The sequence below is a fragment of the Candidatus Nanohalococcus occultus genome (assembly GCF_029207735.1).
GTDB lineage: Archaea > Nanohalarchaeota > Nanosalinia > Nanosalinales > Nanosalinaceae > Nanohalococcus > Nanohalococcus occultus.
The window spans coordinates 666,825-686,807 of sequence record NZ_CP104395.1; the positions used below are offsets into that span (position 1 = coordinate 666,825).

Annotated in this window: 20 protein-coding genes and 2 tRNA genes; 9 read left to right on the forward strand and 13 right to left on the reverse strand. The window is 48.1% G+C overall.

The genetic code is table 11. From position 1 onward, the window contains the following. Window positions 1-39 precede the first annotated feature (39 nt). From SVXnc_RS03875 to SVXnc_RS03895, 5 genes are read left to right on the forward strand one after another with little or no spacing between them, the layout of a single operon-like run. Complete coding sequence (locus SVXnc_RS03875; RefSeq protein ID WP_347721614.1) at window positions 40-1,662, forward strand: DEAD/DEAH box helicase; 1,623 nt, start codon at window positions 40-42, stop codon at window positions 1,660-1,662. Continuing rightward, window positions 1,663-2,022, forward strand: a complete 360-nt coding sequence (locus SVXnc_RS03880; RefSeq protein WP_347721615.1) for a hypothetical protein — start codon at window positions 1,663-1,665, stop codon at window positions 2,020-2,022. A gap of 5 nt (window positions 2,023-2,027) precedes the next feature. Continuing rightward, the gene (locus SVXnc_RS03885; RefSeq protein WP_347721616.1) at window positions 2,028-3,008 is read left to right on the forward strand and encodes an ABC transporter ATP-binding protein; all 981 of its coding nucleotides are present in this window, start codon (window positions 2,028-2,030) and stop codon (window positions 3,006-3,008) included. After that, the gene (locus SVXnc_RS03890; protein ID WP_347721617.1) at window positions 3,005-3,787 is read left to right on the forward strand and encodes an ABC transporter permease; all 783 of its coding nucleotides are present in this window, start codon (window positions 3,005-3,007) and stop codon (window positions 3,785-3,787) included. The genes SVXnc_RS03885 and SVXnc_RS03890 overlap by 4 nt, the downstream gene beginning before the upstream one ends. Then, entirely contained in the window at window positions 3,745-4,590 is an 846-nt protein-coding gene (locus tag SVXnc_RS03895) for an ABC transporter permease (protein ID WP_347721618.1), read from the forward strand. The genes SVXnc_RS03890 and SVXnc_RS03895 overlap by 43 nt, the downstream gene beginning before the upstream one ends. Before the next feature lie 43 nt (window positions 4,591-4,633). On the opposite strand, the gene SVXnc_RS03900 is transcribed toward SVXnc_RS03895, so the two are convergent. Both SVXnc_RS03900 and SVXnc_RS03905 read right to left on the reverse strand, forming a co-directional pair. After that, on the reverse strand, window positions 4,634-5,167 hold the full coding sequence (locus SVXnc_RS03900) for an inorganic diphosphatase (RefSeq protein ID WP_347721619.1): 534 nt from the start codon (window positions 5,165-5,167) through the stop codon (window positions 4,634-4,636). 76 nt (window positions 5,168-5,243) lie between these two features. Further along, window positions 5,244-5,396 (reverse strand): hypothetical protein, encoded by a 153-nt coding sequence (locus SVXnc_RS03905; protein ID WP_347721620.1) that lies wholly within the window; start codon window positions 5,394-5,396, stop codon window positions 5,244-5,246. 69 nt (window positions 5,397-5,465) lie between these two features. Between SVXnc_RS03905 and SVXnc_RS03910 the strand changes: the two genes are divergently transcribed. Together SVXnc_RS03910 and SVXnc_RS03915 are read left to right on the forward strand one after the other, a co-directional pair. Next, window positions 5,466-5,539 (forward strand) — tRNA-Val (locus SVXnc_RS03910). Window positions 5,540-5,651: 112 nt separating this feature from the next. Beyond that, window positions 5,652-5,816, forward strand: a tRNA-Met gene (locus SVXnc_RS03915). Window positions 5,817-6,115: 299 nt separating this feature from the next. Here the strand turns inward: SVXnc_RS03915 and SVXnc_RS03920 are convergent. The 4 genes from SVXnc_RS03920 to uvrA all read right to left on the reverse strand — a co-directional run bounded on the left by SVXnc_RS03920 (window position 6,116) and on the right by uvrA (window position 13,077). After that, entirely contained in the window at window positions 6,116-6,646 is a 531-nt protein-coding gene (locus SVXnc_RS03920; protein WP_347721621.1) for a S26 family signal peptidase, read from the reverse strand. A 202-nt stretch (window positions 6,647-6,848) separates the two neighbouring features. Next, entirely contained in the window at window positions 6,849-8,507 is a 1,659-nt protein-coding gene (locus SVXnc_RS03925; RefSeq protein WP_347721622.1) for a glutamate--tRNA ligase, read from the reverse strand. A gap of 40 nt (window positions 8,508-8,547) precedes the next feature. Next, window positions 8,548-10,239, reverse strand: coding sequence for an excinuclease ABC subunit C (locus SVXnc_RS03930; protein ID WP_347721623.1), 1,692 nt, complete (start codon window positions 10,237-10,239; stop codon window positions 8,548-8,550). 3 nt (window positions 10,240-10,242) lie between these two features. Continuing rightward, window positions 10,243-13,077, reverse strand: a complete 2,835-nt coding sequence (gene uvrA / locus SVXnc_RS03935) for an excinuclease ABC subunit UvrA (RefSeq protein ID WP_347721624.1) — start codon at window positions 13,075-13,077, stop codon at window positions 10,243-10,245. 115 nt (window positions 13,078-13,192) lie between these two features. Here uvrA and uvrB point away from each other — a divergent pair, with 115 nt between their 5' ends. Together uvrB and SVXnc_RS03945 are read left to right on the forward strand one after the other, a co-directional pair. Beyond that, window positions 13,193-15,181 carry an excinuclease ABC subunit UvrB gene (gene uvrB / locus SVXnc_RS03940; protein WP_347721625.1) on the forward strand — a complete coding sequence of 663 codons (1,989 nt, stop codon included), beginning with the start codon at window positions 13,193-13,195 and terminating at the stop codon, window positions 15,179-15,181. A 43-nt stretch (window positions 15,182-15,224) separates the two neighbouring features. After that, window positions 15,225-15,692 (forward strand): DUF192 domain-containing protein, encoded by a 468-nt coding sequence (locus SVXnc_RS03945; RefSeq protein WP_347721626.1) that lies wholly within the window; start codon window positions 15,225-15,227, stop codon window positions 15,690-15,692. Here SVXnc_RS03945 and SVXnc_RS03950 read toward each other — a convergent pair. The 7 genes from SVXnc_RS03950 to SVXnc_RS03980 form a co-directional block, all read right to left on the reverse strand. Beyond that, a complete protein-coding gene (locus SVXnc_RS03950) occupies window positions 15,685-16,998 on the reverse strand; it encodes an MBL fold metallo-hydrolase (protein WP_347721627.1) in 1,314 nt (437 codons plus the stop codon). The two genes, SVXnc_RS03945 and SVXnc_RS03950, sit on opposite strands and share 8 nt — an antisense overlap. A gap of 159 nt (window positions 16,999-17,157) precedes the next feature. Next, window positions 17,158-17,523 carry a HEPN domain-containing protein gene (locus SVXnc_RS03955; RefSeq protein ID WP_347721628.1) on the reverse strand — a complete coding sequence of 122 codons (366 nt, stop codon included), beginning with the start codon at window positions 17,521-17,523 and terminating at the stop codon, window positions 17,158-17,160. Next, window positions 17,520-17,843: a nucleotidyltransferase domain-containing protein gene (locus tag SVXnc_RS03960; protein WP_347721629.1), complete on the reverse strand. Its 324-nt coding sequence runs from the start codon at window positions 17,841-17,843 to the stop codon at window positions 17,520-17,522. Before SVXnc_RS03960 ends, SVXnc_RS03955 begins: the two co-directional genes overlap by 4 nt. A gap of 40 nt (window positions 17,844-17,883) precedes the next feature. Beyond that, complete coding sequence (locus SVXnc_RS03965; RefSeq protein ID WP_347721630.1) at window positions 17,884-18,573, reverse strand: hypothetical protein; 690 nt, start codon at window positions 18,571-18,573, stop codon at window positions 17,884-17,886. Window positions 18,574-18,654: 81 nt separating this feature from the next. Next, window positions 18,655-18,975, reverse strand: a complete 321-nt coding sequence (locus SVXnc_RS03970) for a metal-sulfur cluster assembly factor (protein WP_347721631.1) — start codon at window positions 18,973-18,975, stop codon at window positions 18,655-18,657. A gap of 47 nt (window positions 18,976-19,022) precedes the next feature. Beyond that, a complete protein-coding gene (gene tatC, locus SVXnc_RS03975; protein WP_347721632.1) occupies window positions 19,023-19,712 on the reverse strand; it encodes a twin-arginine translocase subunit TatC in 690 nt (229 codons plus the stop codon). 26 nt (window positions 19,713-19,738) lie between these two features. Next, a complete protein-coding gene (locus SVXnc_RS03980; RefSeq protein WP_347721633.1) occupies window positions 19,739-19,924 on the reverse strand; it encodes a Sec-independent protein translocase subunit TatA/TatB in 186 nt (61 codons plus the stop codon). Window positions 19,925-19,983: the final 59 nt, after the last annotated feature.

Sequence of the window (19,983 nt, forward strand, 5' to 3'; positions counted from 1 at the left end):
TGAACAGGGATTTAAGTCTTTCCTACCACCTTAAGAGGCATGCCCGACGATAAATACGAGGACTTTTCCAGAGAACAACTAATTGAAAGAATCAGCAAGCTTGAAGATCAGGCAATCTTCTTCGAGCCACAGCGAGAGATAATTGTATCAAGTCCGAGCGACGAACTGCTCGGCACAGTATCGGATATCGCGCACCTAGAGTCCTCGAGCGGAGACCACTACAAGTTCGAGGTCCGGGAGATGGATATCTGGAACTCCGAGCTATCCCTGGAGGAGATGAAAGAAAAGTACACGGAAGTCGTTGGCAGCCATCCACGTTTCCTCGAGTGGGTTGAAAGGACTTACAACAAGAGCCAGATGTTCAGCATCGAACACGAGGGGCGTTACCACTCGCTTGTCGGCCAAGAACCGGAAAGAATGGAGTGGGCGCGTTCAATTGACAAGGTACGGAAGAACCTATCAGTTGATCTAAGTGATACCAAGTCACGGATCGCGATGGGATCAAAGAGTCGGGCAGAGATCAAGGAAGCACTGTTGAAGAAAGGATACCCTGTTCAGGACAACTCGAAGTTCCGGGAAGTCGATGAATCGATCGGAGCAGACCTCACAATCGATCTCAGAGACTACCAGGAAGATTACGTTGAGAGAGCCTACGATGAGCGAGCAGCAGTGCTTGCTAACCCGGCAGGATCCGGGAAAACCGTTACCTCGATTGGTTTGATGGCGAAAGTTGATTCACCGACGCTGGTGCTTGTACCACAGCGTTCGCTGGTTGAACAGTGGAAAAGAGAGATACTCGATAAGACAACAATCACAGAGGATCAAATCGGAGAGTACCACGGCGATACAAAGGAGATGAACGATGTAACGATCGCAACATACCATATCGCAGGAGAAAAGACCTCGCTTTTCCGCAATGACTGGGGTCTGATCATCTTCGATGAAGTACACCACATCCCTTCCCAGCTTTTCCGGAAAACCGCATCCCTACAGAGTACGCGGAGGATCGGTCTTTCAGCCTCACCTGTCCGTGAAGACTCGAAGGAAAGAGAGATCTTCGCACTGATTGGAAAGGAGATCGGAAGCGACTGGGCGCGTTTCTTCGCCGAAGAACACGTTCACAAACCGGATGTGGAGATCCAGTTCGCAGAATGGGAGTCAGATGCCTACCGGCACCGTTACGAGCAGGCAAGCGGGATCAAGAAAGCGATCGTCGCATCGAAGAACCCGGCTAAAAAACAGTACATGAAAGACCTGCTGGAAAAACACGAGGACAACAAGATCGTTGTCTTCTGTGACTGGATCGACCAGGGAGAGGAACTATCCAAACAGTTCGACATCCCGTTCGTTTCAGGCGAGACCGACTTCGAGGACCGTGAAGAGTACTTCGAGGAGTTCCGAAACGATGAGCGCTCCGCACTGATTGTCTCCCGTATCGGAGATGAAGGACTGGACCTTCCGGATGCGGAAGTAGGGATTATCATGTCCGGTCAGGGAGGCTCCCGGCGTCAGGCAACTCAGAGAGCCGGCCGAGTTATGCGTCCGTTCGGAGACGCACAGGTCTATTTGATCGCGACGAAAGGTTCCAACGAGGAAGACTTCGTGAAAAACCAGGTTGAACATCTAAAGGAGAAAGGAGTTCCCGTAACGGTGAAAGACTGAATGCATGGAAAGATAGATGAGCTATTCGACCGAGATGAGCCGTTCATCCCGAGACAGCCTGATCCGGAGGACAGACCTCACGGAGACTACTTCGCAGCCAAGTCCGGAGACCAGGCTTACAGCTCTGTTGTAGAGCGATTGGGACACGAACCTGTGAAAAACAGGAGCTACTCTATGGAAAGCAACGGCCACAAAGTTGAGATCTATGCGAGCGATCACGGCGAGATCGAGATCTACGGCTGGGATGAAGAACTCAAAGAGTTTTTCAACGAAGAATCCGTGCCAAAGACTATGTTAAGCGAGAACAACTCCGGAGGTCTTGACGGAGCCGCGGGTAAAAAAAGATACGTCTCCCAGTAGAGTTCATGAGTTTGATCAAAGCCGAGAATCTATCCAAGACCTTCAAGATATACAACCAGGGAGAAGGAATCCGCGGATACCTGAAATCCTTTATCTCAAGAGATTACGAGGAAGTACACGCGGTAGAAGACCTTAACCTTGAGATAGATTCTGGCGAGATGATCGGATACATCGGTTCGAACGGAGCCGGAAAATCCACAACCGTAAAGATGCTTACCGGGATACTGGAGCCTTCAAATGGAGTTATCGAAGTAAACGGCCTGGACCCACACAAGAAACGTAAGAAAAACGCGATGAACATCGGAGTTGTTTTCGGGCAGAAAACCCAACTCTGGTGGGATCTACCTGTAAAAGAATCGTTCAAACTTCTAAAGGAGATATATGAGGTATCGGACGAAGATTACGATGAGCGTATCGAGGAGTTCGATGAAGTACTACAGCTAAGTGATTTCTGGGATCAGCCCGTCCGTAAGCTCTCATTAGGGCAGAAAATGAGGTGCGAGCTAGCAGCCGCCTTCCTACACCACCCAAAGATCGTTTACCTAGATGAGCCAACTATCGGACTGGACGTGGCGGTAAAGGAACGAATCCGGGACTTCATCCGGAAGATGAACCAACAAGAAGACATCACCGTAATGTTAACCACGCACGATATCGGCGACATAGAGGATCTGTGTGAACGGATCGTCGTACTGGATGAAGGGAAAAAGATCTACGACGGCCAGCTCGAATCACTTGTAAACCGGTTTTCATCCCGGAGACTCGTACTCGAGACCGATGACGATATAGAACTAGATATTCAAGGAGTTAAAGAAGTTCAGAGAACTAACGGTCAGACCGAGATCGTCTTTGACCGCGAAGTTATTTCGGCCGCCGATCTGATGAAAGAGGTCTTGAACCATTACGATGTCAGCGACTTCCAGATCAAAGAACCGGATATCGAGGCAGTTGTAAAGAAGATCTACAACGAGGGCCTAGCCGAGTGAGAAAATACCTTGCGTTCCTGAAGATGGGCTTCCGGGAGTCAACCGCATACAGGTTCAACGCAGTAATGTCGTTCGTAGGATCGCTTCTGTACCTAGTAATGGTCTATGCAATCTGGACATCGATTGCGAACTCCGGACAGCTAGCGACCGGACTAACAGGCGTTTTAACCTATGTTTTGCTCGGACAGGTGGTTTCTAACTCTGTTTTCACCGATGTGGAAAGTTTCATGTCCGAACGCGTCAGGAAAGGAACGATCGTAAACGAGTTGAAAAGACCTGTCTCGCTCAGATTACAGGTTTACTCCTATCTGGCCGGCAAAACCTTGTTTAACTCGGTTTCGAAGGGAATACCAGTTTTAGCTATCGGCTGGCTGTTTTTGAATATTCAGACGCCTTCATTGATGAACACTGCTGGTTTTATCGCCTCATTGATTTTCAGCTTTAACCTTGTGTTTTCATTTTCGTTCCTGACCTCGATGCTTGTTTTCTGGACGAACATCGGCTGGGGAATCCGGGCGATGCGTTCGAACATCCAGCAGGTTTTCTCAGGAGTACTGTTCCCTCTCTATCTTTTACCCGAGGGCTTGAAACAGGTCTTCGATATTCTGCCTTTCTGGGCGATGGCGGATGGACCTATCAGGATCTTTACCATGGAGGCGACAGGCCAGCAGATGTATGGCATTTTAGGTTTACAGCTGTTCTGGACCATAGTAATGTTAGGGATTGGCGAGCTAGGATGGAGAAAAGCAAGAAAAAAGATGACGGTACAGGGCGGATGAAGCTAGATACTGTAAGGAAATACATTGCGATCTACTGGAGTTACTTCAAACAGTACTGGAAAACCCGTCTAATCTACAAAACCGATTTTACAGTCGGAGCAGTAGCCCAGCTGGTCAACCTCGGAGCATCGCTTGCTTTCCTGACCTTGCTTTTCACCCAGGTTGACTCGATTAATGGCTGGAGTTTCAACGAGATGCTTTTCCTAGCCGGTATCGGAGGAGTGATAATGAACTTCCATCACCTGTTTCTGTTCAACATGTTCAGCCTGGAAGATTACATCGTGGACGGGAAACTGGATAGATTCCTGCTTCGGCCTTTAAGCCCGCTCTTCCAGATTTATGCGGACAAGGTCTCGGATAACAATCTCTCGAAACTGATAGCAAATGCCGCACTAGTGATCTATTCAGGCACTCAGATCGGAGTCAACCTGTTGAGCTTACCGAATCTGGTTTACGGAGCGGCAGCTTTAATCTCTGGGACCCTAGTATTTGCCGCAGCTTACATGGTCTTTGCCACCACAGGTTTCTGGACCGGCAGAAGTCGCAGCGCTATCTGGCTGATCTTCCGTTTAAGCGAGTACAGAAGGTACCCCTTCGGTATCTATACGCTTCCAATCCAGGTGATTTTAGTTACAGCAATACCGATCGCTTTCGCCTCGTTTTTCCCAGCAACATTTTTCCTTGAGAAAACCAGCTGGCAGACATGGCAGTACATCTCGATTGCGGCCGGACCAGTACTTTACAGCCTAGCACTGAAGTTCTGGACCATAGGATTAGGAAACTACTCGAGTACAGGAAGCTGAAGATGGAAAAAAGAGAAAGGAATTGTAAGAGGGAAAAAGCCTCTTACTCAAAGTTTTCCTTGTAAAGCTCTTGACTTCTTTCGATGGCTTCTTTGGCTTCTTCTGCGCCGCCGTAGCCTTCGATCTCGACCTCTTTTTTCGGTTCAAGATTCTTGTAAGTCTTGAAGAACTCGCTGATCTCCTTTTTCTTATGTTCGTTGACGTCGTCTAAGTCCTCGACGTCGTCCCAACGTGGATCTTCCACAGGTACCGCGATGATATTATCGTCCTGTTCTCCACCGTCGTCCATGTAAAGAATTCCTACCGGGCGAACCTCGATCACACAGCCAGGGAAAGTTCCGTGTGTTGTAAGAACAAGGATGTCCATAGGATCCTCGTCCTCGTAGTAAGCCTGCGGGATGAAACCGTAGTCGCCAGGGTAATGTACCGCCGAATGTAGAACTCTGTCAAGAACGACGGATTCTTTCTCCTTGTCGTATTCGTATTTGTTTTTGGTTCCTGTCGGGTTTTCGATCACTGCGTTAATGACGTCTGGTGCGTCCGGACCTGTCTCATAGTCTTGCCACTTGTTAACCATGTCTATCAAGTGAAAATCCCGGATACAGGCTTTTATTTACTTCGAAAAGGAGAGGAATAATAGATATTTGAGAGACTTACTCTTTCTTCGCTGTTGCGGTCAGCCTCACCATGGAAACTTCTTCAATTGTTCCGCATTCCGAGCAAACTACTTTTACCCAGTCAACGTTCGGTTTCTCTACAGGATTCACATGTAGGTCTCTTCCGCATTCTTTACAGCTTACTGGCATTGGCTTGGCCTCTACTTAAACGGTGTGTCTCTAGCTATAAAAGCGTAACTAGGCTTTAGAATACTGTAAGGGTTTGTGGTCTAGTTGGTTATGACACCGCCTTGACATGGCGGAGATCCCCAGTTCGAATCTGGGCAAACCCAAACTTCTGAAAGTTTGATCATCAGAGAGCATTCAGCAAGCTGAATGCGCTTCAGAAGCCGGTGAGAGCGAAGCTCGAAGCCGAGCATGATGCTCGAACTGTCAGCAGTTCGCGGGAGGATAGCTCAGGTGGTTAGAGCGCTGCGCTCATACAACTAAAGTTATGAGCGATGAGAGTCTTTGAAGGACTTGATGATTAAAAAATACGAAAAATTCCAGAGTTCCACTCTGGTGGTTTGAGTTACGCAGAGGTCCCGGGTTCGACTCCCGGTCTTCCCATCCTTCGTATATGCGAAGGCTGTTCAAGAAACCATTCACATTATGGCTCAGTTTCCATCTTTAGACAGACTACTTAGAGTCCGTTTGAGACACAATAAGGACTTGAATATAAATTTAACTACAGTTCTACGCACAGACGCCTTATTTATACAACGTTATCCTGTTTCATCTTCATAGAAATGATTATACCGCGACCAGGGTTGGAAAGTTCGGAGAACTCCGGACTTACAAAGTACCGTTTGAAGAACATCGATTTTTTCTCCCAGTACAGGAAATCGGACAGAGCAAATTAAAGGCAGCTAGATCAGGCCCAGGAACTTGTTTCTGGACTTGACTCTGCTCTCGAATCCTTTTTCCGATACGATGCCGAAACGGGTTGAGTCGTATCCTCTGGAGCTATTCTCGGACAGCAGCAGATAGCCGGAGAGCTTGCCGGTGTAAAGTTCAAGCAGTCCTTTCCGCTTTCCTTCTAGACAGTAAGCCTCTCCAGCCGAGTTTCTAACTGTTTGATTGTTTATCTTTAATTCGCAGCCCGAAAAGCTCATTTGATCGCCGGGAACCGCGGTAACATTCAAAAGTAACGGCTCCTGTCTGGATGCGTGCTGGTAGTAGATGTTTTCAGTTCTTTCCGGGGCGTTACAGGTATAATAGTTTTCTAGGACGGTGACGTTTTCTCCTTCAGCTATTATAGGAGATAAGGAGTCTGTCTGGACCGTCTGTACGGTCCGGGTTGTACAGCTGTCGCCGGTTATTGAAAGAAGGAGGGATGAACCTCCTGTGATCACCAGTGCGGCAAGCACTGTTAACTTCGCCTTTCTTTTGATTCCCACGCTTTCTATTCATCTTGGCTGGTTATTAATTCTAGGCGAATACACAGGAGTTGTGGCAGTATCCCTCGGTGGCTTGGACGTAGTCTTCGGACGTGTTAACCCTTTTTCCACAGACTACACATAGGCCGAGCTTGACGACGGTTTCCTCCATACCTAGCTATTGTCCTTCCAGTATTAAATGGAATCCTATGGATATCCGCAATCAACGGTGTGTAAAGTAGTACTCACTGTCCGCGTCCTTTCTAGCGAAGCCTACTCTTTCAAACTGGATTACCTCTCCGATCTCTATATCTGCTTTCTCGATCTTTCCGCTGACCTCCGAGCCATCCGGGTACACGAGCGTTGCTTTCGGCGAGCTAGCTGGCAGCCAGTGAACTATCGGCGCATCACGTTCAACGGCTTTAGTATGATCACCTTCTACAAACTCAGCTGTGTCCTTCTCTACTTCTATGTTACACAGTCCTTTCAGACGCATGAAACCGTCTTCCAGATCCTGTTTTTCGATTAGAATCTTCAAAGCGTTGTTTTCACGATCCAGTTCGATGTTTCTATCTCCTCTGTCCGGATGGTCAGGATGTAAAGGCAGGACTGCCTTTTTGTCCTCCGGAAATCCGTTTACTTTGATTTCAACCGGGTTTTCAACGAAAAAGTGCCGGCTGGAGCTTTCTACGATATCCCTGTTTTTGGACTCGAGTGTTTCAACGCTGGCTTCGGCGTCTTTCTCGGTTACACCCATCTCTATGAAGAACTCTTTGATAGCCTCCGGTTGGAAGCCACGTTTTCTCAACGCACGGAGCGTGCCACAGCGCGGATCGTCCCATCCTTCAAGTTCGCCGTCAGCCACCATCTGTGCGATCGTGGAGGTCGACATCGGAGCATCAAAGCCCGATACCTGTACCGTACCCCAGTACCGTACATCCGGATACTCCCAGCCAAAGTAATCGTAAACATATTTCTGTCTATCAGTGGAAGCACGAAGGTCTTTACCACGGACAATATGAGTTGTACCCATAACATGATCTTCGATACCTCCTGCGAAATCAAGCATTGGCCAGACACGGTACTCGTCACCTGTAATCGGGTGATCCGGATCCTCGATTATTCTGAACGCGACAAAGTCTCTGACCGCCGGGTTCTTGTGTTCAATATCTGTCTTGATCTTCAAAGTTGCGTCTCCCTCGTCTAGGCCGCCGTTTTTCATCTGATCCCACATCTCGGCGTTTTCCTCGGCGCTCTGATCTCTATGCGGGCAGGCCTCTCCTTCGTTACGGTATTTCTGGCCTTCTTCCTGGCTACATTTACAGACGTAGGCCTTACCTTTCTCAATCAGCTTTTCAGCGTACTCTATGTAAGTATCGAAGTTTTTCGAGGAGTAACGGATCTCATCTGGCTTATATCCCAGCCATTCGAAGTCTTCAGCATACATTTCGTATGCTTGTTTGAGAGGTCTTTTCGTGACCGGATCGGTATCATCGTAACGTAAGATAAGCTTTCCATCGTACTTGTCACGTAGTTCGCCGTTAATCGTCATTCCTCGGGCATGTCCAAGATGTGGAGGTCCGTTCGGATTCGGTGCGAAACGTACGACAACTTCTTCGTCTTCATCGACATCTAAGTCCGGTATTGGGTCGTGTTCGTGTTCTTTTTCCTCGAACTCGTAGCTTTGGAGCTTTTCGGTCTGTTCTTCCAGGCTCATCTGGTTTACTTCTGATACTATTTTTCCTGCGATTTCCTGGGCTTCCTGTGGTTCTGCGCCTGCCTCGTTTATTATCTGGCCGATGACCGATCCCGGGTTTGCGGTACCTTCATGTTCTACAGCGTTTCTGAGCGCGAACTTCCGTGCGACTTCTTCAAGCTCCATAGAAAGTAGTTTTCTAGAGAATTTGTATAAATCAGCCGGCTTAATCGAAGAGCTGTTTGATCCGATCGGCGAGCCGGTCTCCGATCCCGTCAACAGTTTTTAAATCGGCGCGCGAAGCTTTTTCCAGATCCTCCAGTGTAAACCGCTTCATCAACTTTTTCCGGGTCTCCGGTCCGAGACCATCGATTTCCTCAAGAACCGAATCTATCGAATCCCTCCTGGAGATATGGTAGTTAATCGCAAAACGGTGGGCTTCATCTCTTATAGCAGACAGTACCTGCCGGGTTTCATCGTTTATCCCAGGGTTTTTTCTCGAACCGAGTATCTCATCTTCAGGTTTAACTATTCCAAGTACGGGTTTTGACCAGCCGACGTCTTTCATCGCCCGGGATGCTGCTTTCAGCTGTCCTTTACCTCCATCGATAAGTACTAGATCAGGGTCCTCTCGGTCGTCTCTGCCTTCTTTTGCGAGTTTTGCCCGCCATTTTACCAGCCGGTACATGTTCTCGTAGTCATCGTTTTCCTCAACCAGTTTTTTCCGCCGGTAATCGGATTTTACAGGCTCATCGTCGACAAAGACGACGTTTGAACCGACCACATCCGTTCCGCCGGTGTGACTAACATCGAAACACTCCATGCGTTCAAGATCGATTCCAAGGGTTTCACCGAGCTTCGACATCTTGAGGTTCTCTGACATCTTCGAGGCCTCGGCCGCTGATTCCATAAGTATCCGCTCCCTTCCATCCTCAGGCTCTCCGGTTGAGACTCCTTCCGTCTCAAGCCATTCAAGTATCTCAGAGTCGTTGATTTGTTTTTCCGTAACGATTCTTTCCGGCAAGCTATCGGAAGCATAAAACTGCTTGATAAATGCTTCTAGGGCTTCCAGAGAGCTTTCTGCCTGTTCGTTCAGCCGGTAGAACCGTTTGTCCTTTATCGTGTTTTTCTCCAGTAAAACCATTCCGATCCGATCCAGGCCCTGGTTGACCGCAAGTACGTGTTTGATCCCCGTATCACGGAAGTTTTTGTTACCGCGAAGATTTTCCAGGTCGTCTCTGTAGTCTCTAAGTGTTCCAGCGCGTTCAAAACGTTTTTCTTCCGCAGCCTGATTCATTTTCCGAGTTATACGCTCTAGAAGTTTGGATGAATCACTCCGGAAGAATTCCTTGGCTTTTCTGACCTGTTCTATGTACTCATCTCTTTCTACGTATCCTACGCAGGGCGCAGAACAGATACCCATCTGGTAGTCGAGACATGGCCGGTCCCGGCCGGCGAACTTCCGGTCCGAACAGCCTCGGATCCCGTAAAGGTCTCGGATAGCTTTGATCGCGTTTTCCACCCGACCCATCTCTGTGAACGGACCGAATACCGTAGCTTCCTCGTCAGGATCTCTCGTGGCCTCAATTGCCGGGTACTCGTGGTCTGTTATCTGGATTACCGGGTAGCTTTTGCTGTCTTTCAACCGGATGTTGTACTTGGGCTGGAACTTTTTGATCAGGTTGGCTTCGAGTAAAAGAGCTTCTTTCTCATCGTCTGTTGTACGATAATCGATTTCATCGGCTCTTTGAACCATTTTGCCGATGCGGGGCGTCCTCGGGTCTTTGTATGATTTAAGCCGGTCTTTGATCTCTACAGCTTTACCAATATAGATTGGAACCTCGCCTTCCCGAAAAATGTAGACTCCTGGCTCGGAAGGCTTGTCTTCTATAACAGAGTCAAGATCTTCGGATCTCATATTTTAATCCAGGAGTTCCTCAAGGTACTGGCCGGTAAAAGAATCCGGGTTTTCCGCTACCTGTTCTGGAGTTCCTTGTGCTACGATCTGACCGCCGTTTTCCCCTCCTTTCGGTCCAAGATCGATTATACAGTCCGCACATTTTACCAGTTCAAGTTCGTGTTCAATCACCAGCACCGAGTTGCCTTTCTCGACCAGTCTGTGAAGCACCTTGATCAGCTTTCTCTCATCCTCCCAGTGAAGACCTGTTGTAGGCTCATCAAGCATGTAGAGAACGTCTTCGTTCCTGACTTTTCCAAGCTCTTCGGCCAGTTTGATCCTCTGAGCTTCTCCTCCGGACAGAGTGGTTGATGGCTGTCCTAGCTCCATGTAGCCTAGTCCGACGTCTTTGAGAAGTTTCAACCGTCTTTTGATACGTCGATCGTGTTCGAAAAACTCGTATGCCTCTTCTATCTCCATTCCAAGGATTTCTGCGATCGACTTTCCACGGTACTTTACCTGAAGAGTTTCATCGTTGTATCTTTTACCTCCACACCGTTCACATTCTACGTATACATCCGAGAGGAAGTTCATCTCGATCTGAACGGTTCCCTGTCCTTTACACTCCTCACAGCGTCCGCCTTTGACGTTGAAGCTGAACCGTCCTTTGTCGTATCCTCGGCGCTTCGATAGCTTGGTCTCGGCAAAAAGCTCTCTGATGTAATCGAAGACCCCTGTGTATGTTGCTGGGTTCGAACGCGGCGTGCGCCCGATCGGGGACTGATCGATCATACGAACGGATTCAATGTTTTCCGCACCCTCCACTTTCTCGTGTTCTCCAACTATAACTGATTTGTTGTCATTGAGCTGTTTTGTAAGCTGGTTGTAAAGAATATCATGCATCAACGTGGATTTTCCGGATCCGGACATGCCCGTGATCGCTGTTATGACTCCGAGCGGTATCTCAACATCGACGTCATCGAGGTTGTGTTCCTTCGCTCCTTTGACAGTTATACTATCCTCCGGGCTTCTGCGTTCGTCCGGCACAGGAATCTTTTTCTCACCTGAAAGGTATTTTCCGGTAACCGAGTTTTCCACCGATTCAATGTCTTGTTGCTTGCCATGCCCTACTATCTCTCCTCCCTTTTTCCCTGGCCCCGGCCCGATATCGATAATGTTGTCCGCGCGTTTTACCGTTGACTCATCGTGTTCTACAACGAGCAACGTGTTTCCGAGATCTCGAAGGTTCTCCAGTGTGTCGATCAGTTTCTCGTTATCATGTCTGTGTAGACCGATCGATGGCTCATCGAGGACGTACAGTACTCCTGTCAAGCCCGATCCTATCTGTGTTGCTAGCCTGATCCTCTGAGTTTCTCCGCCTGAAAGCGTCGCTGCCTCTCTATCAAGGGTTAAGTAGCTCAATCCTACCTGGTCGAGGAATCCAAGACGTTGGCGGACCTCTTTTACAATTTCCTCTCCGATCTCCCGGTCTCTGCCCTCTAGCTGGTCTTCAAGCCCCTGAAATGTTTCGTAAGCGGATTCGATGTTCATCCGGTTGATCTCCGGAAGCGTCAAGCCTGCTACTTCTACGTGTCGGGACTGTTCGGAGAGTCTTGTTCCGTCACACACCGGGCAGGTATCTTCTCTCATGTAGTCTCTTAGCCGGCTGCGGACGTTGTCGCTTGAGGTTTCCTGGAAACGCCGGTTGATGTACTCCATTACTCCTTCGAACCGTTTTTCCCTGAGCCCGTTGCCCCTCATCTTCTCTACCGTATAGTAGATCGGCTCCCGGGTTCCGTGAAGCATTTTCTCCTGTATCTGTCTGTCGAGTTCTTCGAAGGGAGTGTTTACATCGACATTGAAGTGGTCGGCGAAAGCGTTGATTCCACGCCGGTAATAGTCCTTGCTGTAGTTCCATGGAGCTAAAGCGTTTTTCATAGCCACCGAGCTATCCGGTACAACAAGATCTTCATCTGCTACCTCTGATTTGCCCAGTCCGTCGCACTCATCGCACGCGCCCAGCGGGCTGTTAAACGAAAAGCTTCGCTGTTCCAGCTCGGAGAAATCACGGCTGTTCCCTGGCTCGGAAAAACCTTCCGTGAACTTCAGTAGCTTCCTTCCGTTAGTTTCCTTTATTCTCTCATCATCTACCTCATCCGAGACCTCGATCCAGACCTTACCGTCTGTCTCATCTAAACCGTTTTCCAGGGCCTCGACGAGTCTTGAACGGGAATCACCTGATGCCTTTATCCTATCGACTACTATCTCGAAGCTTCCAGCGCTTTCAGGCTCTTCCAGATCCAGATCGTACTCTTGATCTGTTATTATACGTGTGAAACCTCTTTCCTTTAGTTTCTCTACTTTTTCCGCAAATTCCTCTGTTTCAACGGGCGCCAGAACCTTGATCTTTGTATCCTCCGGCAGCTCGAGTATTTCATCGGCTATCTGTTCAGCTGATTTTTCCTCGACTATTTTGCCGGTTTCAGGCGAGTACTGGGTTCCGATCCGGGCATAAAGCAACCGTAGGTAATCATGTATCTCTGTTACTGTTCCTACGGTCGAACGCGGCGTGGTACCAGATGTGTTTTGCTCTATGCTTATAGCCGGTGAAAGACCTTCTATGCTCTCTACCTCTGGTTTATCCATCTGATCGAGGAAGTTCCGGGCGTAAGAAGAGAGCGATTCCATGTATCGACGTTGACCTTCCGCGAAAACAGTATCGAATGCCAGGGTTGATTTCCCGCTTCCTGAAAGACCTGTGACAACGTTTAGTTTACCTCTAGGTATCTCCAAGTCAATATTCTTCAAGTTATTTTCTTTTGCGCCCTTGATCTCTATGCTCTGTCTCTGTTCAACCATCTTCTACAACTCCCCTATTTTCCGGAACTCAATTTTCCTTCCTAGAAAAACCTTTTTGCGTCCTGAAAGTTCCCTCGTAGATTAACCATATATTACTAGGTCATCGTCCAGTAACATGACTGACGAAAAAACAGATAAAGAGAAATTCAGGGTTGAAGCTCCTTTCACTCCGGCAGGAGACCAGCCCGAGGCCATAGAGAAGCTTTCAAACGGTTTCAAGCAAGGAATGGACAAACAAACACTTTTAGGTGTTACCGGCTCCGGTAAGACCAATACTGTTTCGTGGACGATCGAGGAGATCCAGAAACCGACCTTGGTGATCGCTCACAACAAGACTTTGGCAGCCCAGCTCTACGATGAGTTAAAACAGCTTTTCCCGGATAATGCGGTCGAGTACTTCGTATCATACTATGATTACTACCAGCCCGAAGCCTACGTTAAAAGCTCGGATACCTATATAGGGAAGGACGCATCGATCAACGAAGAAATTGAGAAGCTAAGGCACTCGGCAACCAACTCTCTTCTGACAAGAGACGATGTAATCGTTGTCGCATCGGTTTCCGCAATATACGGTCTTGGAGATCCGGATTTTTACAAATCCCTGGCCGTTGAGATATCGGAAGATACCGAGAAAGGGCGTGATCAAATAATAGATGAATTGGTCGATATACAGTACGAGCGCAGCGATGAGGATTTCAAGCAAGGAAAGTTCAGGCTGCGCGGAGACACTTTAGATGTTTTCCCGATGTATTCACGGACTGCTTTCCGTATCAGCTTCTGGGGCGATGAGATAGAGAAGATTACAGAGTTCAAGCCCCTGGAAAACGAGACAGTGGAGAAAAGAGAGAAGATACTGGTCCGACCGGCTTCCCACTACTCGGCGCCGGATGAAAAACTTGAGAAAGCTCTAGAGGAGATCGAAGAGCTGATGGAAGAACGGATCGAGTACTTCGAGTCCCGAGGCGATGCGGTAGCCGCCCAGCGTATCGAGGAACGAACCAAGTTCGATTTGGAGATGATACGTGAGGCTGGTTACTGTTCGGGGATTGAAAACTACTCAGTCCATCTTTCCGACAGGGAACACGGAGATCCGCCCTACACTTTGCTTGATTACTTCCCGGATGATTTTCTAACGGTAATCGATGAGTCCCACCAGACCATTCCTCAGATCAAAGGCCAGTATGCCGGCGATGAGGCCCGGAAAGAATCCTTAGTGGAAAACGGTTTCCGGCTGCCAACAGCTTTCGACAACCGGCCTCTGAAGTTCGATGAGTTCAAGGAAAAAACCGATAAGACCCTGTTCGTATCGGCCACACCCGGAGATTACGAGACCGAGGTTTCCGAACAGATTGTCGAACAGATCGTTCGTCCGACCTACCTCCTGGATCCGACCATCGAGGTCAGAGAGACCGAACGTCAGGTCGAGGATGTAATATCAGAGATAGAAAAACGGGCGGAAAGAGATGAACGGACCCTGGTGACAACACTGAGTAAGAATATGGCTGAGAACCTCTCGGAGTTCCTACAGGATGCTGGTATCAACGCAAAGTACATGCACCATGAAACCGATACATTGGAACGGCATGAGATCATCAGAAAACTCCGGGTCGGTGAGATCGATGTGGTGGTAGGGATCAACCTGCTGAGAGAGGGACTGGACATACCGGAGGTGTCTCTGGTGGCGATACTTGAGGCAGATCAGGCCGGGTTTCTTCGTTCGGAGACTGCTTTGGTCCAGACCATGGGCCGGGCGGCAAGAAACCAAGATGGCCACGTCATAATGTATGGCGATGAGAAAACCGATGCGATGAAAAATGCGATATCCGAGACCGATCGCAGACGGAAGATACAGAGAAAGTTCAACGAGGAGAACGGAAAGACCCCGAGGACTATCGAAAAAGAAGTCACGGAATCGACTCTTCCCGGCAAGGACTCGGACGAAGAGCTGACGGAGACAGAGTTCGAAGATACGGAGGAAGCACGTAGGCAGGTAGTGGAACTCGAAGAGCAGATGAAACAGGCCGCTGAGAACCTGGAGTTCGAACTAGCCGCCGAATACCGGGATAAGATCAGCGAGATCAAAGAAGAAAACAGCCTCGAATAAGAACTCTAGAAGGATTTAACTTCGGAAACAACAAATAGAGCTTGTGGAAAGAAAAGCGATTTTAACCGCAGTATTCGTATCCCTGGCGGCAGCTCTTCTAGCCACAACGTTTCAAAGTTCGGGAGATGCGAACACCGTCAGTTTTCCGGAATCGAAAGCAGATGTGACCGTGGAGATAGCTGATAGCCCGGAAGAAAAACGCAGAGGACTGATGTACCGAGAGCAGCTTCCGATCGATCAAGGCATGCTTTTCGTCTACGAAGACGAAGACTACCGAAGTTTCTGGATGAAAAATACGTTGATACCTCTGGATATGATCTTTATCGACGGCGAAGGCAAGATCGTTACCTTACACGAGGCCGTACCGGAACCGAACACTTCAGATGAGAACCTTACGCGTTACAGAAGCAGTGAGCCTGCGATGTACGTACTTGAAGTCAATTCTACGTTCGTAGAGAAAAATAATGTTAGAGAGGGAGAGAAAGTGATTCTCCCGTCCCGTTTTAGTTGATCTGGATCTCTCTTCCGTTCTCTGAGACGAAGATATCTTCTTCCAGTGTGTATCCTTCTTCCCGTGCGAGTTCTACGTAGCTTCCAAGCTTCTGGATGTGTCCGTGGCTTGGAACGATGTTTTCAGGGTCAAGGAACTTGATGAAGTCACGGTGGTCTTCACGGTGGGCGTGTCCAGTTGTGTGGATTCCCTTGTAGATCCGGACTCCGCGTTCTTTCATCTTCTTCTCGAGTGTGTGACGGTTAGCTTCGTTGACAGGCGTAGGAATTACCTTACTGGAGAAGATGACGTGATCTCCTTTCTCGAAGTTGAATCCGTAGGTCCCTGAAGAGATCTTATCCATCTGTGCGCCTGGTTCTCCCTGGTTTCCTGTTGCGACGACAAGCCAGTCTTCCTTGTTGTCATCGACCTTGCTCATGACGTCATCACATTCGTTGAAGTAGGAAACTACTTCGATGTTCGAAGTGTCAATCAGTCCTAGCTCTTCCGCGGACTTGACGTACTCTTTGAGCGAGCGTCCGACGAAAGCGATCTTTCTACGTCCGTTGTTCGCATCGATCAGTGAGTTAAGCCGTGATATCTGTGATGAGAACGTTGAAGCGATTACTGCGCCTCCTGCCTGGTAACAGGAATCTAGGACGTCCTTTAGCTCGACTTCAACGGATTTTTCCGATCTTGCTCGGCCATCGGAATCAACCCTTGTTGTTCCCGGAACCATGAGCGTGACGCCTTCTTCGCCGATTTCTTTCAGTCGCTCGACATCGGTTGTTTCCTCGATGATCGGAGACTGATCGATCTTCATGTCGTTTCCGTAGACAACGTACCCTTCCGGTGTATCCAGTAGGGAAAGTGTTGCGTCAGGGATCGAGTGGTTGACGTGTGCGAACTCAAGACGTAGATTATCTGTAAGATCGGTTTCATCGCCTTTCTGAACCGTAACCATCTCATTCGAGATGTTTTTACGGTCGTCGTCGATCATTCTTTCGATGATTTTCATTGTGTAAGGCGTTGCGTAGATCGGTGCGTTATCGTAAGCTCCTGCGAGCTTTGGAATTGCTCCAACGTGGTCAAGGTGACCGTGTCCGATAACGATAGCTACGACATTCTTGTCCAAGAGCTGTTCGTCTTCTGGAATAGCTCCGGTTTCAAGAGTCTGGTTCGTGGTCATCTCATCGATCTGTCCTTCAGAGTTAACCACTTCCTCCATGTCGTAACCCATGTCAAATATGACAACTTCGCCTTCTACCTCGACCGCTGTCATGTTACGGCCGACTTCTTCGTATCCTCCTAATGTGTAAACTTTCATTTTAGAATTCTTACAATTACGAGAGAGACACCGAACCTTTTAAAAGCGAGTTCGATTAGATTCGCATTGATTATTCTAGCTTGTACATCTTTATCCAAGACCAGCAACGCTATAACCTAAAGGAAAAACACTCCTATTAGTCGCTTCAAAAATTGTATCTTATTTGACCACATTCTTGGCGTTTTCAATAATTTCTTCTGATATATCTATGGCAAACTGTGCGTCTTCTTCGTCAAACTGTTCGCCCGAACCATAATCCGCTTGTTCACGCATTCTTTGTAATTCAGAGTAATCTCTGGTTAGTTTTGAACCAACTTCTTCTCTAAAAAGCCTTCCGAACTCCGATGCCACGCCTTGATGGGTTTTAGGCTTGGAATCCTTAGTTAAGAGCATAGCTTTTACTGCGTTGAAAGCAGCGTAGTAACTCCTGGATATAGTTCCTTTCACTTTTCCTCCTTCAAACAAGTACTTAGCTTCGGAAAACATCTCTTCAGCTTCGTTCAAAAGTTCATCTGACTGTCTCATATCTCAATACCTTCATCATCCACATTTTCATGGAAAGAATACCCTGCTTTTAGTTTTTCATTAAAATCTTGGACTTCCAAAACCGTAGGTGAAAAAAGAAGGTTTCTTTCCTCAAACCATTTTCCTGCCAATTCCGAAACTCTTTCCCTATCATAACCGTTCTTTTCATCTACAAGAATAAGCAGATCTATGTCACTTCCCGGAGTATGCTCGTTCCTAGCGTAGCTGCCGTAGAGAATAATCTTCTGAACCCTACCATCTAAAAGCTCCGTTGCCTTATCCGCGAACTCTTGGATTTCCTCATCGGAAGCGATATACATAAACTACAAGTAGACGATAGATGTTAAACCGTTTTCGGCTCTAGTACATCTGATTCCAGGAACTGCCATCACAGCCGTAATGAGCGGTACCGTTGTAAGCAATATTTCCCTCAGTAGAGGAATCACAGACCGGAAGACTGATCGAGTTCAACTCAAGCATTTGGGTGTTGGTAACGGTGTTACCTCGCATGTTAAGATTTCCATTCCCCATTATCTGGACCAGTTCCGCGGAATTATTCCTGAAGATAAAACCTTGATTCGCAGCACGGAGGAAAAGATCCCCTCCCTGAGCAGAAATACCATACTGGTCATCTCCCACCGTCAACGTCTGGCCTGTAGTCGCATACTCTCCATAGACCCTGAGACGTCCACCAGGTATCTCAACGTTGCCTCCTCCCAGCGTTATAGGGCCTTGGCTGTCAGTGATTTCCTGTCCGTTCATATCGTTGCCTTGAGTGAGTACTTCGCCAAGTGTCTGATCGTCGCTGGACTGTGAGATCACCTGGTTGTCAACATAGCCTTTCGTGGCCGCATCCCTTGTATCGACAGGAGGCGCCAAGCCACTGATACCGTAGAAGCTCATGTTGAAACCTGTTGAGGACTTGTTACCCTCCTGTAGAACTGCTCCGAGAGCCGGGGCATCGGCCGGCGCTCCAAGCGGCACCCATCTCGCGGCAGTAAGCCCGGTAAGTAAGATCAAGGTAAGGACTAGGACGGTTTTGCGTTTCACACTCAACTGTTCGGACAGCGAGAATTTAAACTCAGTGGCTGAACCGTAACGGCATACCGAGCTACTGAGTTAGATGGAGGGTTAAAAACCCATTCCGTGGCCGGGAACTGCTCCCATCTTGTTACGTCCTTCATCAGTCATCTTCTCCATTGTCCACGGCGGATCAAAGGTTAACTCGACTTCAATCTCTCCGATATCCTCTAACTCGGATAACTCTTGGTTAATTACTTCCTCGAATATTCCGTGGAACGGACAGCCACGGGTTGTCAAAGTCATCAGTATGTGTACGTCTTCGTCCTCTACGTTGACCTCGTATACCAGTCCCATATCTACGATATTGATATCGAACTCGGGGTCTTTGACATCCTCCAGTTTTTCCTTTACCTGTTGTTCGGAAACCATAATTAGTACCGAACCGTCCAGTCTTTAAACAGGTTTTTACCCGAGAACTATTTTTCCGATAAACCAACCAGGTAGATACTTACCTGGTAAAGACCTAAGACCGGGACCGTCACCATCAACTGCGTGATTATATCCGGCGGGGTCGCAAAAGCCGAAGCCAGCAAAACAGATACAATAAAGTACGGACGGTACTCTCTCATCAACTCCCTGTTAATCAGACCTGCCTTCCCAAGTACGAAAGACACCACAGGAAGCTGGAAGATCAAACCGGAGAACGCAGCGATCTTAAACGCAAAACCCAGAGTGCTTTTCAAACCCCAGATAGATTCAACGCCCGAAGTATCCGCTACCTGCGCAAAAAAGTTCAAGCTGTACTTTACAACGACTTCGTAGCCGAAGGCCGCACCTACCGCGAAAAGAACCACGGAAAACGGAAGATAGTTTCTAACCGTATAATACTCCTGTTCGGAAAGACCGGGTTTAACGAAAAGCAATCCGTGGTACGCGATAAACGGCAGAGATAGGAAAAAAGCCGTGATACCCGCTATCATAAGCTGAGTGTAAAACGTTTCATACGCTGTAAGCGCGTTAAGCGCGAAACCAAGATCGTTTTGAACCCACGCCAGCATATCAGAAGAAAAATAAAACGAGAAAACCATAGCCAGTGAGAAAAAACCTAGCGAATACAAAAAACGCTTTCTAAGCTCCTGAAGATGCTGTTCAAACCTTTGTTCCATACTTTACACTTTACCGTGGCTAGCTTTCAGCTCTCGTCTTCATCAGAGTTAAGCGCTTCAGTTACCTCATCCGCTTCCTTCATCGATTTCCTAAACTCCTTTTTCGACTCACCGAGACTTCCCGCAAGCTCCGGAAGTTTCTTCGGACCTAAAACCAAAGCAACTATCGCTCCAGCCACCAACAAAAGTTCACTTGGACCTAATAGAGGCATGTATGTAGTTAGTCGCGGCTGTTTAAAAATACTGCGAACAAACCCTAGCACCCAATCTG